At 66.0% G+C, this 13,332-nt stretch carries 11 protein-coding genes and 1 pseudogene; 8 read left to right on the top strand and 4 right to left on the bottom strand.

The annotated features are described in order from the left end of the window. Positions 1-99 precede the first annotated feature (99 nt). On the top strand, positions 100-2,052 hold the full coding sequence (locus tag B5D80_RS27970; protein WP_158224257.1) for a DUF262 domain-containing protein: 1,953 nt from the start codon (positions 100-102) through the stop codon (positions 2,050-2,052). A gap of 277 nt (positions 2,053-2,329) precedes the next feature. Here the strand turns inward: B5D80_RS27970 and B5D80_RS27965 are convergent, their stop codons facing one another. The 4 genes from B5D80_RS27965 to B5D80_RS33120 all read right to left on the bottom strand — a co-directional run bounded on the left by B5D80_RS27965 (position 2,330) and on the right by B5D80_RS33120 (position 5,913). Further along, a complete protein-coding gene (locus B5D80_RS27965) occupies positions 2,330-2,857 on the bottom strand; it encodes a potassium channel family protein (protein WP_211291677.1) in 528 nt (175 codons plus the stop codon). 333 nt (positions 2,858-3,190) lie between these two features. Next, positions 3,191-3,985, bottom strand: a complete 795-nt coding sequence (locus tag B5D80_RS33125; RefSeq protein ID WP_144081789.1) for a hypothetical protein — start codon at positions 3,983-3,985, stop codon at positions 3,191-3,193. A gap of 351 nt (positions 3,986-4,336) precedes the next feature. Next, positions 4,337-5,134, bottom strand: a complete 798-nt coding sequence (locus B5D80_RS27960) for an IS5 family transposase (protein WP_245855031.1) — start codon at positions 5,132-5,134, stop codon at positions 4,337-4,339. A gap of 29 nt (positions 5,135-5,163) precedes the next feature. Next, positions 5,164-5,913, bottom strand: a complete 750-nt coding sequence (locus tag B5D80_RS33120) for a hypothetical protein (RefSeq protein ID WP_144081788.1) — start codon at positions 5,911-5,913, stop codon at positions 5,164-5,166. 112 nt (positions 5,914-6,025) lie between these two features. Between B5D80_RS33120 and B5D80_RS27950 the strand changes: the two genes are divergently transcribed. The 7 genes and pseudogenes from B5D80_RS27950 to B5D80_RS27925 all read left to right on the top strand — a co-directional run. Then, entirely contained in the window at positions 6,026-6,850 is an 825-nt protein-coding gene (locus tag B5D80_RS27950) for a hypothetical protein (RefSeq protein ID WP_144081787.1), read from the top strand. Between the two features lie 115 nt (positions 6,851-6,965). Further along, positions 6,966-7,109 (top strand): hypothetical protein, encoded by a 144-nt coding sequence (locus B5D80_RS33525; RefSeq protein ID WP_158224256.1) that lies wholly within the window; start codon positions 6,966-6,968, stop codon positions 7,107-7,109. A gap of 580 nt (positions 7,110-7,689) precedes the next feature. Next, positions 7,690-10,296, top strand: coding sequence for a helix-turn-helix transcriptional regulator (locus B5D80_RS27945; protein WP_088646951.1), 2,607 nt, complete (start codon positions 7,690-7,692; stop codon positions 10,294-10,296). A gap of 375 nt (positions 10,297-10,671) precedes the next feature. Continuing rightward, positions 10,672-11,136, top strand: coding sequence for an RICIN domain-containing protein (locus tag B5D80_RS27940; RefSeq protein ID WP_158224255.1), 465 nt, complete (start codon positions 10,672-10,674; stop codon positions 11,134-11,136). A gap of 235 nt (positions 11,137-11,371) precedes the next feature. Beyond that, positions 11,372-11,545: a hypothetical protein gene (locus B5D80_RS27935; protein ID WP_169733122.1), complete on the top strand. Its 174-nt coding sequence runs from the start codon at positions 11,372-11,374 to the stop codon at positions 11,543-11,545. 374 nt (positions 11,546-11,919) lie between these two features. Then, a complete protein-coding gene (locus tag B5D80_RS27930; RefSeq protein ID WP_088646932.1) occupies positions 11,920-12,639 on the top strand; it encodes a VOC family protein in 720 nt (239 codons plus the stop codon). 114 nt (positions 12,640-12,753) lie between these two features. After that, positions 12,754-13,259: pseudogene (locus B5D80_RS27925) on the top strand (transposase family protein); the annotation flags it as partial. Positions 13,260-13,332: the final 73 nt, after the last annotated feature.

The following is a 13,332-nucleotide window of genomic DNA, read 5'->3' as shown; positions in this document are numbered from 1 at the left end:
CCCCGATCGCATGTTGAGGGGGGTGACGGCGCGTTCGTCGACGGGGCTCTTTGGCAGGATGGCGTAGGTCCTCGTCGTGGTTGAGTGGGAGTGGCACCGGTGAAGGCAGACGCACTGAGTCCCCGTCAGTTGTTCGACGGTAAGGTGCACTACGAGATTCCGCCGTTCCAGCGTCCGTACGTCTGGAACGAGGAAGATCAGTGGGCGCCGTTGTGGGCGGACGTGATCCGGGTCGCGGAAAGCCGTGTCGTCGCCACCGGCGCCGAGCCTGCGGTACCACATCACTTCTTGGGTGCCGTCGTCTACGAGTCGAAGCCCCCGGTGGTCGGGGACGTCACTCGGCACATGGTGATTGACGGGCAGCAGCGCATGACCACGATCCAGCTGATGATCGATGCCGTTCAGGCGGCGGTCGACGAACGTGGACACGACCTCCTCGCCGAAGACCTCGAAGGGCTCATTCTCAACCGCTCGTCCGCCTTCAAGGGCAAGCCCGAACGGTTCAAGTTGTGGCCGTCGAAGCATGACCGACCCGCGTTTGCCCAGGCGATGGACCCCAAACCCGGCTGGGTGGGGGAGCACCGGATCATCTCCGCCCACGAGTTCTTCTCCACCGAGGCCCACGCCTGGCTCGCCGGGACGCCTGACGACGATGGCAACACCCCGCCGGGCTCCGAGTATGCCCGTGCGGAGGCCCTGTCGGCGACGCTGCGCGACGGGCTGTACATCGTCGCGATCAACCTGACGGGCCACGACGACTCCCAGCTGATCTTCGAAACCCTGAACGATCGCGGGACGCCGCTGCTCAAGGCCGACCTGATCAAAAACTGGGTGTTCCAGCGTGGCGTAAAGGCCGGCGCGGACATCGAGGACTGGTCGGAGACGCACTGGGTCGACTTCGACGGTGACTGGTGGCGGGCCGAGATCGTGCAGGGCCGCCACCAGCGCTCCCGCATCGACATCTTCGTGCAGTACTGGCTCACCATGCGGTTGCGCGACGAGGTGAAGACCGAGCAGGTCTTCCGGGTGTTCACCGAGTACGCCGCGCCCTACATGTCCAGCCCCGACGGCGCGAACAAGCTCCTGGGCGAATTCCGCAGGGACGCCGACACTTACCGCGCCTTGGCGAACCTCCCCGAGGACACGGCCCAGGGGTCCTTCTACTCCCGGGTCATCGAAACGATGGGACTCGCCGCGACAAGCCCGCTGCTGCTGTGGCTTCTGTCGGACAACCACAGGGTGCCCGCGAAGCAGCTGGAGATCGCCCTCGAGGCACTGGAAAGCTGGGTCATGCGCCGGACGTTGCTCCGGATGACGATGAAAGACGTCAACAAGACCATGGTCTCCATCCTCAAGCTCCTCGACCGGTCACCGATCGACGCGGCGGGCGACACGGTCCGGAACTTCCTCGCGGATCAGCGGGCGGATGCGCGGCTGTGGCCAACCGACGCCACCGTGAAGGCCGAGCTTCCCTCGCTCAAGCTCTATGGATACTTGCGCCAATCGCGTCTGCGCGTCGTGCTGGAGGCGATCGAGAAGAAGCTCCGCACCACGTTTCATGAGAACGTCGCGCTCCCGGCCAAGCTCGAGATCGAACACGTGATGCCCCGGTCGTGGCAGGCCCACTGGAACCCTGAGCCGCGGCTCACCCCTGAGCAAGCGGCGGACCGTGACCGACGCATTCAGACCCTTGGCAACCTCACCCTGGTCACGAAGAACCTCAACGGCGCCCTGTCGAATCGGCCGTGGACGGACACGGAGGCTGCGGGCATGACCTCCGGGGGTGAGGCCGGCCTGGGCAAGCGCAGTCTCCTGGAGAAGTACAGCCTGCTGGTGCTGTCGAAGGATCTGATCAGGGATCATCCCGACGCGTGGCGTGATGCCGACATCGAGGCGCGGGCAGCGGAACTGACGGACCATATCTGCCAGGTGTGGCCTGGTCCCCCCGTCGAGACGCACGCAGGGGAGACGGCCCAACCAGGGGGCTGTTCGGTGCCTTCCCAACAGACCTGGGGTGACGTGCCAGCGAATGCGGTCCACGACCCGACCTGACGGCGTGAGATTCCCAGCGGAAGGCGGCCGGACCGCTTTCCGCTGGAATCAGCTATTGCGCGCATCGCGGTCGGTCCAGACCGGGGTGCCCCGCCCAGCGCGCACTGGCCCGATTGGCGGCCCCGGCGAGTAAACGGACAAAAATGATCTACCCACCACGGGCAACACCGTCACCGCCCCACCACAAGCAGTGCAACCCGGCTGATCCAGGCCGCCGACGGGAGGTGGGGATGTGCGGCGGCCACCAGCGCGACCCTCTGCCGGTTGCCGGAGCGGCTCACTCGCTGGCGGCGAAGCGCTCCACGTTGTTGATCGGTCCGACGATGAGGATCAGGTCGCCGTACCCGAGCAGGGTGTCGGGGGTGGCGTGGGTGAACTCGGCACGACGCCCCATCGGTGGCGCCTGCGGCTTGACCGCGACCACGGTGACCCCCCACCGGCTGCGTACCCGGGAGTCGCGCAACGGCACACCGACGACCTCGCGCGGCGGGGTGGTCTTGACCACGGCGAAGTCGGCGTCGACCTCGACGTAGTCGAGGATCCGACCGGAGAGCAGATGGGCCACCCGCTCGCCCATGTCGTGTTCCGGTGCGACGACCCGGTGGGTGCCGACGCGGGTGAGGATGTGGCGGTGCTGGTCGCTGATCGCCTTGGCCCAGATGTCGGGGATGCCGAGTTCGGACAGCAGGCTGGTGGCGAGGATGCTCGCCTGGATGTCCGTGCCGATGGCCACGACGGCGCGCCGGAACTCGTCGACCCCGAGTTGTCGCAGCGCCTTGAGGTCGGTGGCGTCGGCCGTGACCACGTGCGGAAGACGATTTCCGCTCCGCATGGACTTCGCGGCTTCGCGGGTACGAGATTGAGACCAGTCTCCTGAGCCCTTGCTTACGCCGTGAGCCCGAAGCCGACCCGCCACCTGCCGCCGCGCTCGGAACGGTCCATCGCTACCTACGAAACGACAGGATGTCGCATGGACTTCCTTAAGTACGCAGCCCTGATCGTCCTCGCCGTCGCAGTGATCTTTCTCGCCGTCGTTGCCGGGGCGGATCTGCTCAACCGGACACCACTGCGCCACCCGCCCCGCATCCCTCCATCGGATGACGCCGCAGGTCCATCACGGGGCGCTGGTGTAACTCTTCTAACCAAGGGGCAGTCGAGGTTCAGGCTCCTTCTCCGCAGACTCGGAGCGAGAACCGAGCATGCCAAGAACACCTTTGACAAGTAGCCAGATGGCAAGGCTCGGCATTCCGAGACTCGGAACCGCAAACATCCAGGCAACCCATCCGCTGGCCTTGTCCCAATTGCCATTGGCGATGGCAAGCATTGCTCCGACGGTGGTTGTTCCAGCTGTGGAGAACAGCATGATCAGCAGAGATGAGCTGTTGAGTCTTCGGATATGAGGGCTTGACCGACTGGGCCTGCGCGCTGCCGACCCGAATGCCATGTTCGCAGCAAGGTAGGAAAACAGGGCCAGGATCATGAATATGATGAGCAGAGGTCCTGCTGCCGACGTCAGGCTTCTATCCAGACTCAACCACACCCACAGGGCCTCGCCGACCCGAACGAGTAGGAGTAGCTCGGCTGTGCACGCTACGCTGATCAGAGTGAAACGAAGAAACCTATCTGGACTACCTCCATGCGGGACGTCAAGGTTGGCTCCTTCCTCAGCGCGGTCGTCGAAGTACGTGTGGACAAGAAGAACGATCCCGCCCACGGCAGCGACGGAGCCGATGGCCAACAGGGCACTCGCCACGGCTGTTGCCGCCCAGATCCTCCGACAGGACGTATCGGCCTCACCGGAGATTAGGGAAAACAAGTACGAGCCCAGTCCTAGTGCAACGAATCCGGAGAGGAATGGTGTCAGGGCTGGCAGGCGCGCCGTCAAGCTTCTGGGCTGGCGCTCAACGAGTAGCACAATCAGACCCGCGAACATGAAACCGCTGATCAATCCACTTAGTGCAGACATTGTCGGAGCCGCGCCGACCACATTCCAGGCGGCAATGTCGCAGGGGTTTCCCATGTGGGTAGTCCTTCACTGGAGAGGGGGAGTCACGACGTTGGCGTAATCGCTGATTGTTGGCAAGAAGTAACTCGGCTATAGATCGAATGGCCTTGATCGATCTCGGTGAAGATTCTTCGCAAACAAGTTCTTCAAACAAACGGCACGGCCGGTTGGCCGCAGAGAGGCGTGCAATATCGTGAAGCATATTCACCGCGTTGCCGACTCCATGTGAACAACCTCGATCTTGCGACGTCGTTGTCCATGACGATGTGGAGACAGTTCTCAGTGAGAGTTTCGCATGTCTGTCAGTCGGGTATGTCGAGGGTGCGGCGTTGTTGGCGGGTGGGCGGGTCCGCCTTGGGCGAGGCGGGCGAGCATGCTGGCTATGGCGGCCCAGCGGATCATGGCCTCGGAGGTGGCGGGGCGGGTTTCGTAGTCGCGGGCCAGGCGGCGGTGGGTGGTGAGCCAGGCCAGGGTCCTCCCCACGATCCAACGCCGGCGGTGCACGACGAACCCTTGCTGGTCGGCGGGTTTTCGGACGATCTCCAGGGTGGTGCGCAGGATGTTCCGGGCCCAGTCGACCAGACGCCCGGCGAACCCGGAGTCGGCGAACACATTCCGGATCGGCGTCGCCGCATAGGTGGCGAGCAGGGCGCCCTTCGCACCGTCGCGGTCCTGCCACGACGCGGCCAGGACCCACACGGTGACCAGCAGCCCGAGGGTGTCGGTGACGATGAACCGCTTGCGGCCGTTGACCTTCTTCCCGCTGTCGTAGCCGCGGGTGTCGGAGTGCACGGTGTCCGATGCCCTGACCGACTGAGAGTCGATGATCCCGGCGGTGGGCTGCGACTGCCTGTCGTGGGCCAGGCGGACCTGCTCCCGCAGTTCGGTGAGGATCCGATCGGTCACACCCCGCCGGTTCCACCGTTGGAAGTGGGAGTACACGGTCTGCCAGGGCGGGAAGTCGATCGGCAGGTACCGCCACGCACACCCGGTACGCACCACGTAGAGGATGCCGTCGACGATCGCCCGACGCGGATGCTTCTCCGGCCTGCCCATCCATTGCGGCGACGGCAGCATCGGCTCAACGAGCGCCCACTCGCCATCGGTCAGGTCAGACGGATACCGCCGCACTCGGTCCATGCCCCTCTACCGACCGAGCCCGACTTATCGATCGCACCCACTGTGCGACACGCCCGACCAACACACATCCCAAACGCGCGCTCAGAATTCCTGGCGGTGCCCCCCGGTCGCACCAGATCATCGAGATCGGCGTTGATCATCGTCGGGCGGCGGATCGACAGCGCCGGGCGGCGCGACACCGACATGACGGCGCAGAGCCGGGACCCGTCGCGCATTCGCATGTCCAGGGCCGGGCTGGTCCGGTCGAAGGCGCGCTCCTCACCACGGCCGGAGAAGTCGTCGCCGAACGCCGCCTCAGTGGCCAGAGCCTGGATTTTTCCGATCAACGCCTCGTCGGTCTTGGCGATCGGCGGGCCGACCTCTGCTTTGCCGCCGGTGAACTTGATGAACACCTCGTCGCAGCCGTTGGCGTGAACGTTCTCGATGTCAGGGTTGTCGAGTAGTTGCTGCAGGCCGCCCGCGCCGATGATGTGGTCGATGACCGCGCGGGCCATCCGTGCCTCGACGCTGGCCGACAGCGGTGCCCGCCCTGCGTCCAACGCCTGTCGAACGTGGGTGTCGAGCGGTTCTCCGGTGTACTGCTCCGTCAGCCTGCGCCGTTCGGCGGCGGGCAGCAGCCCGCTGCCGGCGTGCCCGGCCAGGGCCTGGGCGACCTGGGCGCGTAGGTCGGCGACGAGTTCGGTCTCGGGTAGGACGCTGGTCGACGGCAGCGTCATCTGTGGTCACCTCCTGCGGGATGGGCTTGTCCGGCGAGGGACAGGGCCAACGCTCGCGCGGTGGCGGGTAGGTCCACGCGTCCATGCTTGGCGGGCGCGGCGGGTACCGGCGATGACCTCGGCGCTGCGGCGGTCCCATGGCAACTGCGCGACCAGCGGCATGGGCAGCCCGTCAAGGTCGTCACGCGCGTACGCGAGCGGGCCGACCGTGACCAACTGCGCGCGTTCGACCGGGATCTCCGCCTCTGCTGTCCCGCTGAGAAAGGCGGACGACACCTTCCACCACGTAGTGGACACGGGCGACTTCCCGGTGCCGTCGATCGGGGCTGACGCGCGGGTAGCAGTCGACTTCGAGTCGATCCGTGACGCGGTACCGCCCCTGGTCGTGACCATCGACGACCAACTGCGGGCGCAGCGGGGGACAGGGTTCGACGGTGTGGCCGCACTCCTTGGCGTGGCGCTCGACTGGCCGACCGGCGCCGCAGGGATCGCCGCAGTCGACCCTGACGACCTTGTCGGCGCGACCATCGCTTGGTCCAGGCTTGCGGAGCCAGAGGTGCGGGCCGTACTCGACACCCTGTTCCTGCCCGGCGACCAACTTCAAGACGCCGGGCAGGGCAGCTCCCTAGAAGTCGAAGGGCGTGCCCACCGTCTGGCGCTACGCCCGCTACCCATCGTCGACAGCAAGGTGTTGATCCTGCCTTGGCAGCTCAAGGCCTCCCAACAGGTTTACGTCGTGTACCTCGCCCAGTCGAGACTGCCGTACCCCGCCGCATCGCTGCGAAAGCCGACCACGGACACGATAACCAGACAGCGAGACCAACCCAAAGGCCAGGGCCGCCCGTCCGACCGCAGCGACCGACCATCAATCGCACCAGCGGAGATCAGCCGGTACGCGGTGAGCGACGCGCTGGTCGCGAAGGGTGCGAAGGGGTGAAGGGTGCGAAGCGGGATTTCGCGGTGCGTACGCCGTGCCTCGACGCCGGTTGGTGGGCAAGCCCCGTCGTGCGATTTCGACGGCGACCTGGAAGGCGTCAAGCAGCTCGGTTTGATTGGAGCCAACCGACACCTGGAGCCAGGGCGTGATCAATGATTGCGCCGCCGAGATGGCGTTCACCCCAGAAACCATGAACCATCGTGACAGCGTCATCGATGATCGTCGCGATCAGCTCCAGCGCGCACTTATTGCGGATTGATGCCCCTCTGGGCCTTATGCCTGAAAGCATTCGTTGCACCGTGCGGAGTTCATCCAATCCACGCTCGACGCGTCGATGAGGTCGTCGACATCTATGGACGGGCTTCCGTAGTTCAGCCACATGGTCGGACGGATTCAGGAGCTGCCGCCTGATCTCATCGAACGGCGACGCGACGATCGCTCGGTCCAACTTGGCTTCCTCCGGGCTGAAGTGGCTGGTGAAACCGGCCAGCAGGGGGTGAGGGCTTTGACGAGCATCCGTTGGGGCGCGTCTGACGGGTTTCCCTTGAGGTCGTTTCTCAAGATTCACAATTCTGCCAAATTGCCGTGCTGTCGAATCCGAACCAATGTGGCGAGATCCCTAGAAACCGATACACGCCCAGGTGCGTGAGTCAGGCGTTCTCGCGGCAACTCCAAGATCGCTGAAGGGCTGTTCCCGTCGTGCGTCGGCGTTCGATCCGGCCGACGCCTCCTCGGTCGAGGTTGGGTGACTATGTGGAGCCCTGGGCGTGACCACCGCCAGGTGGGTGAACCAACGAGGGTGTGTCGCCGACCCGCTTAGCCTATTTATGATTAACGATATGAGCGATGCCTGGCCGCTGACTGGTCGCTCTGAAGAGTTGCGGGTCGTGGATGCGTCCATTCGAGGTGCGCGAGGCGTGGTGCTCGCTGGCGTGGCTGGGGTCGGCAAGACCCGACTCGCCCGCGAGGTGCTTGCCATTGCGCAGCGCCGTGGCGTGGTCGGGCGGTGGGTGACCGGGTCGGCCTGTGCCCGCACCACACCGTTGGGGGCCTTTGCGTCCGTGCTGCCGTCGGTTGGATCCGATCCGCTGCAGATGCTTGGTCAAGCTGCGAAGGCGCTGCTCAGCGGTGCCGGGCGAGCTGGGACACTGGTGGTGGTTGACGACGGGCATCTGCTCGACGATGTCTCCGCGACACTGCTGCACCATCTGGTCACCGCGACCGCTGCGACGGTCGTGGTCACTGTCCGCTCCGACGTGCCAGCACCAGATGCGGTCACGGCCACCTGGAAAGATGCCCACCTGGAGCGGTTCGAACTGGTGCCGCTGCCTGAGGTCGAGACCGCTGCGCTGCTTGAGGCGGCACTCGGCGGGCCGCTTCAGCCGAAGGCTGCCGACCAGATGTGGCGGCTGTCGCAGGGCAATCCGCTGTACCTCCGCGAGTTGGTCACCGGTGGCCGTGCGTCCGGCTGGCTCGAGGAGCGCAGTGGAGTGTGGTGTTGTATGGGCACATTGGCCGTACCGTCCACCCTGGTGGAGCTGATCGAGTCGCGGATGGGCGGATTGACCGAACCAGTGCGGGATGTGGTCGACCTGCTCGCTTTTGCCGGTGTCATGGACGTCGAGGTTCTGAGTCAGCTGACAGGTGCGCCGGCCCTCGAGCAGGCCGAGGTATCAGGCTTGATCAGTGTTGTGAGTGATGGTCGTCGGTTGTCGACCAGCCTTGCCCACCCGCTGTACGGCGAGGTTCGCCAGGCCAGGGTCGGAATGCTCCGGGCGCGACGATTGCGCGGTCTGATCGTACGGGCCCTGACGGAGCACGGGCTACACAGTGTCGACGACGAGCTGCGCTGCGCGGCGCTGATGGTGGACTCCGATCTGCGCGCCGATCCGGCGCTGCTGACCCGGGCTGCGACGCGCTCCGCGCAGCTGCTCGACTTGCCGCTGGCGTTGCGGCTGGCGAGGTCTTCTGTCGCGGCGGGCGGCGGCTTCGAGGCGCGGGCGGTGCTCGCGCATGCGTTGAGTATGCATGGTCGGGGCACGGAGGCCGATGACGAACTGCTGGTGCTGGCCGAGTTGGCGGGCGATGACATCCAGCGGGCCTGGGTAGCTGCGGTCCGGGCTGCGAACCTGTTCTTCGATCTCAATCGTCCGACCGAAGCCGAGACCGTGCTGGGCAATGCGTTGGACGACGTTGCCGACGCGACGGCCAACCAACTCCTCCTGTCGCTGCACGCCGTCTTCGAAGGCCTGCTCGCCCGCTCGGCCGTCGCGATCCAGGTGGGCCGTGCCGTGCTTGATGCGCCGGGCGTCGCACCCAACGCCGCCTTCCTGGCCGCCTGGGGCCTGACCAGCGCCTACGGGGTTGCCGGCCGCACCAGCGCGATGCGACCGGCGGCCGCCGCGGCACGCCGGGCCGCAGTCTCCTTCGATACGGCCATTTTGCGGTTCAACGTGGCCGAGCTTGAACTGATGGCGCTCCGGCTGGCTGGACACATATCGGAGGCAGTAGACGTTGCAGCGCGCTGCCGGCGAGACGCGGCGTCCCTGCCGGGCGTGCCGCAGTTCTATGCCTCGGCATTGATCGGCCAAGCCGCGTTGGCGTGTGGACGGCTGGCCGAGACAATTCGCCGGATGCGTGAGGCCCTGGCCGGGTTCACCCTCGTTGACCCGGGCGGACGAGTGTTCGACTGCCTCTTGTGGTTGACCCACGCGATGGCGATGAGTGGCGATGCCCGCAACGCGGAGCGTGCCCTGAGTGAACTCGACGAACGAGTGCAGACCGGGTACGCCTACCGGCGACCGGATGTCGCGCTGGCCCGAGCATGGGTCGCCGCCGCCAACGGTGCGATCGTGCAGGCTGTCGGCCTCGCCCGGAAGGCGGCCGACGGTGCTGCGGCGGACGGGATGCCTGCGCACGAGGTGTGCGCCCTGGAGACGGCCGTCCGATTCGGTGACCGTCACGCCGCTGAGCGCCTGTCCGGACTCGAAGCGCAGGTCGACGGTCCACGGGTCGGAATCGCGGTGCGATACGCGAGCGCTCTCGCCGCCAATGACGGCTGGATGTTGCAAGCCGTATCCACCGGGCTCGAGGAGATGGGTGATCTAGCGGCTGCGGCCGACGCCGCGGCGCAGGCCGTCGCCGCGCACACCAAGGCCAATAGGCTCGATGCGGCACAAGTCTGTGCGGTACGGGTTCACCTGCTGGCACAGCGATGCCAGGGCGCCCGCACTCCCGCGATCATCTCAGTGGTGAGGCCGCTGGCCATTACCGCCCGCGAGCGGGAAATCATCACGCTGGCCGCTCATGGCCTGTCCAATCGCGAGATCGCCTCTCGGCTCGGTGTCTCCGTTCGTACTGTGGAAGGCCACGTCTACCGCGCCGGTGCCAAGCTGGGCACCACCCGTCGCGCCGACTTCGCCCGCCTGCTCTGGGGGCATCCGTGATGTGCGAGGGCCGGCCGATCTTTGGCTGCTGCTAACACGATCCGTCGGTGCAGAGATCCGCTCTCGGTGCGGCTCTGCCCGACGGTCCTGTAGGCCGCCGCGGATCATCTAGGCAGGCGCCCTCGCGCCGGCTTCGCCGCCTCGCCGCGAGCCTCGTGCCAGCGAGCGCGAGGCCTCGCCGGCCGAAAAGCGAGTAGTCGACTACTCGCAAGCCGATGACGTAGGTGTGCTTCGATGTCTGTGGGGTTGAAGGGGCTAACTGATTCTGGTTCCCGAGGCCAACAGATGGTTCGAGAGAGGAGCGCGTAGGAAATGTTCAGAGTGAGGAGTTCGGGGAGTGGGCACGGGCGACTCCTGCGCCGTGCGTTCGCGGCCATGGCGGCCGTGCTGCTGCTGGTGGTAACGGCACCTGCTGCTCCCGCTGCGGCGGAGTACCCGTGGTTCACCTTGCACAGCAAACTCAACGACAAGTGCCTCGAGACCAAGTTGCCGAGCTACAACGGCCAACGCGCCAACATGTGGTCCTGCTGGGGCGGGTGGAACCAGCAGTGGAAGTGGTCGGGCGACCAGCTCGTCAACCGCTCGACCGGAAAGTGCCTCGAGATTCTCGACGTGAATCCGAACAACGGCAGCTATGTCGGGGAATGGGACTGCTGGCCAGGCGTCAATCAGCGGTGGTATATGGGCGACTTCCTGCCCGTGCCGGTTGGGCAAGAAGTGCGCAACCGGCTGAACGCCAAGTGTCTGGAGATCCGCGACAGTTGGCCGGGGGACGGCGCCTACGTCGGTATGTGGGACTGCTGGCGCGGTGCTGCCACGGCATGGCAGATCGTCTACTGAGCATATTCTGCACCAGCTCAAGACACGTTGCCGGCGACGAGGTGACCGCCGCTCGTCCGTTCTGGCAGACCGTCCGCACGTCATGTTCTCCTCCATCAGTCATGGCGCGTCGTGTCATCGCTGTGCACAGCACGACACGACGTGTCATGACTAGTATTTGCTGCAATTGTCACTGGCGTCGGGATGCGAGAACAGAACGCCGCCCCGCATCACGGCGCGGGCCGAGTGCATACCCATGAGGTCCGGCAGTGATCCGGCCACCGCCGCCGACCTCAAGTCGGCCTACCAGGTCATCGCCACCACGACCGACCGCCTGGAGGCCCAACTCGCCGCCCGGATGCGCCGCGACCACCTTTCGGCGCTGCGATGCTCCCGCACCGTTGGTTGCCCGGCACGGGCAGCGGCTTGAGGCGGTGGAGCTTCTGGAGTGGGCCGGCGGCGATTTGGCGGACGGTGCCGTGGCGTCGGGCCTGCGATTTGCAAGCGGCCGGCTGACGATCTACAACGCGATGGACGAGAACGGGATTGAGGAGGGCGGTCCCTGCCTGCGGTACCGCCGACACCGACTGGGGTGAGCGTGCAACTGCATGACTCGACCGAGCCGTCAGCGGTAGAACCGGGTGCCTGATCATGGCGAGCCGTATGGGTCGGACGCAAGGCACCCCCGATGGCTCGGGGGAGTGGCGACGTTGCGATCTGGATCATCGGCCGATCGGATGGCCGGCGGCGATGATCGGCTATTTCCATGGGCGACGGACACCCTGCGACGTCTAGGAAGGAGGCATGGCCAACGAGCGGACCGTTCCCCTGCTGCCCTGCGCGTCCATTGATGACATCGAAGCCTTCTACGGAGTTCTCGGTTTCCGGACCACGTATAAGCAGCGCAAGCCCAACGCGTGCATGGGGGTGCAGCGGGAAGACCTGCATCTGCAGTTCTTCGAGATCGCCGGATTTGACCCGGAGCAGTCCTACGGCTCCTGTCTCGTACTCACCGCGGACATCGAGGGACTACACCGGGCGTTCGCCGCTGGCATGCGCGCCGCGTACGGCAAGGTCCTGGTGTCCGGAACACCGCGGATGACCCGGCCCAGGGCGCGGAAGAACGCCGACGGGTGGGGTGGGTTCAGCGTCGTCGACCCGGGCGGCAACTGGATCCGGGTCTTTCGGGACGCCGCCACCGCGCCGGTGCCGGCCGCCACGCCTGCCGGGCGGCTGGCCAAGGCTCTGGCGAATGCCGTCGTGCAGGCCGATTCCCGAGGAAGCGTGGGACAGGCCGTTCGGATCCTCGACAGCGCGTTGGCCCGCCCGCAAGCCGACGACGACCCGGTCGAGCAGGTAGAGGTCCTGGTCTACCGCGCCGAACTCGCGATGGTGCTGCACGATCCAAAGACTGCGGCCGAGATGCTGACCCGCGCCACGTCCGTCACGCTCACGGAAGACGAATCCGAAAGGGCAGCCGCCGCGTTCGACAACGCCGCCGACCTCGCAGCAGCACTGCGGTAACTCACCAGACGAACGCCTCCGCCATCTCGGCAACGTCCCGGACGCCGGGTGACCTCGGGAGCAGCCACCGCCCGTGGCACGCGGTCGGCGGCATGAGCGTGTACTCGATCATGCGCTGATGGTCGGCCGGGCCGGCAGTGGTCGCTCGACCTCGCCGATCGGGTGTTGCTGGTAGCCGCGTACTGGCGCACGAACCTGACGATGCGGCAGATCGGACCACTGTTCGGGGTGTCGCACTCCGCCGCGCACCAAGTCATCGACACCCTCGGCCCCCTGCTCGCCCTCACCCCAGCACGCCGACAGCGCATCGACCAGATCACCATCGTCGACGGCACCCTCATCTCCACCCGGGACCACCGCCTGGCCGCCCCGAGCAAGAACTACCGCTACAGCACGAACCTGCAGGTCGCCATTGACGCCTACACCCGCCTCGTCGTCGCCCTCGACGATCCACAACCCGGCAACCGCAACGACACCATCGTCTACCGCACCTCCGGCATCACCCAGAAACTCACCGGGAGGCCAGTCATGGCCGACCGCGCCTACCGCGGCAACCCCGAGGTGATCATCCCGACCGCAAACCCACCGACGGCAGCGAACCCCAGTGGAAAGCGGACCTGAAGTGGGCTTGACCCGTTTCGACGGACAGGGTCGATGTGTTGATCTTAGTCAGGCTGCCTGGACCGTTGGTAG

Source organism: Micromonospora wenchangensis, from assembly GCF_002210435.1.
Taxonomy (GTDB): domain Bacteria; phylum Actinomycetota; class Actinomycetes; order Mycobacteriales; family Micromonosporaceae; genus Micromonospora; species Micromonospora wenchangensis.
The sequence above is the reverse complement of the archived record's forward strand: the minus strand, read 5'-3'. Positions and strand labels throughout refer to the sequence as shown.

What these genes read in the sequence shown, in the direction of transcription:
- B5D80_RS27960 (WP_245855031.1), bottom strand. Translation starts at nt 5,134, where the DNA reads ATGCTGCCGTCGCCGCAATGGATGGGCAGGCCGGAGAAGCATCCGCGT.
- B5D80_RS27935 (WP_169733122.1), top strand. Translation starts at nt 11,372, where the DNA reads ATGAGGTCCGGCAGTGATCCGGCCACCGCCGCCGACCTCAAGTCGGCC.
- B5D80_RS27950 (WP_144081787.1), top strand. Translation starts at nt 6,026, where the DNA reads ATGACCTCGGCGCTGCGGCGGTCCCATGGCAACTGCGCGACCAGCGGC.
- B5D80_RS27940 (WP_158224255.1), top strand. Translation starts at nt 10,672, where the DNA reads ATGGCGGCCGTGCTGCTGCTGGTGGTAACGGCACCTGCTGCTCCCGCT.
- B5D80_RS27930 (WP_088646932.1), top strand. Translation starts at nt 11,920, where the DNA reads ATGGCCAACGAGCGGACCGTTCCCCTGCTGCCCTGCGCGTCCATTGAT.
- B5D80_RS33120 (WP_144081788.1), bottom strand. Translation starts at nt 5,913, where the DNA reads ATGACGCTGCCGTCGACCAGCGTCCTACCCGAGACCGAACTCGTCGCC.
- B5D80_RS27945 (WP_088646951.1), top strand. Translation starts at nt 7,690, where the DNA reads ATGAGCGATGCCTGGCCGCTGACTGGTCGCTCTGAAGAGTTGCGGGTC.
- B5D80_RS33125 (WP_144081789.1), bottom strand. Translation starts at nt 3,985, where the DNA reads ATGTTCGCGGGTCTGATTGTGCTACTCGTTGAGCGCCAGCCCAGAAGC.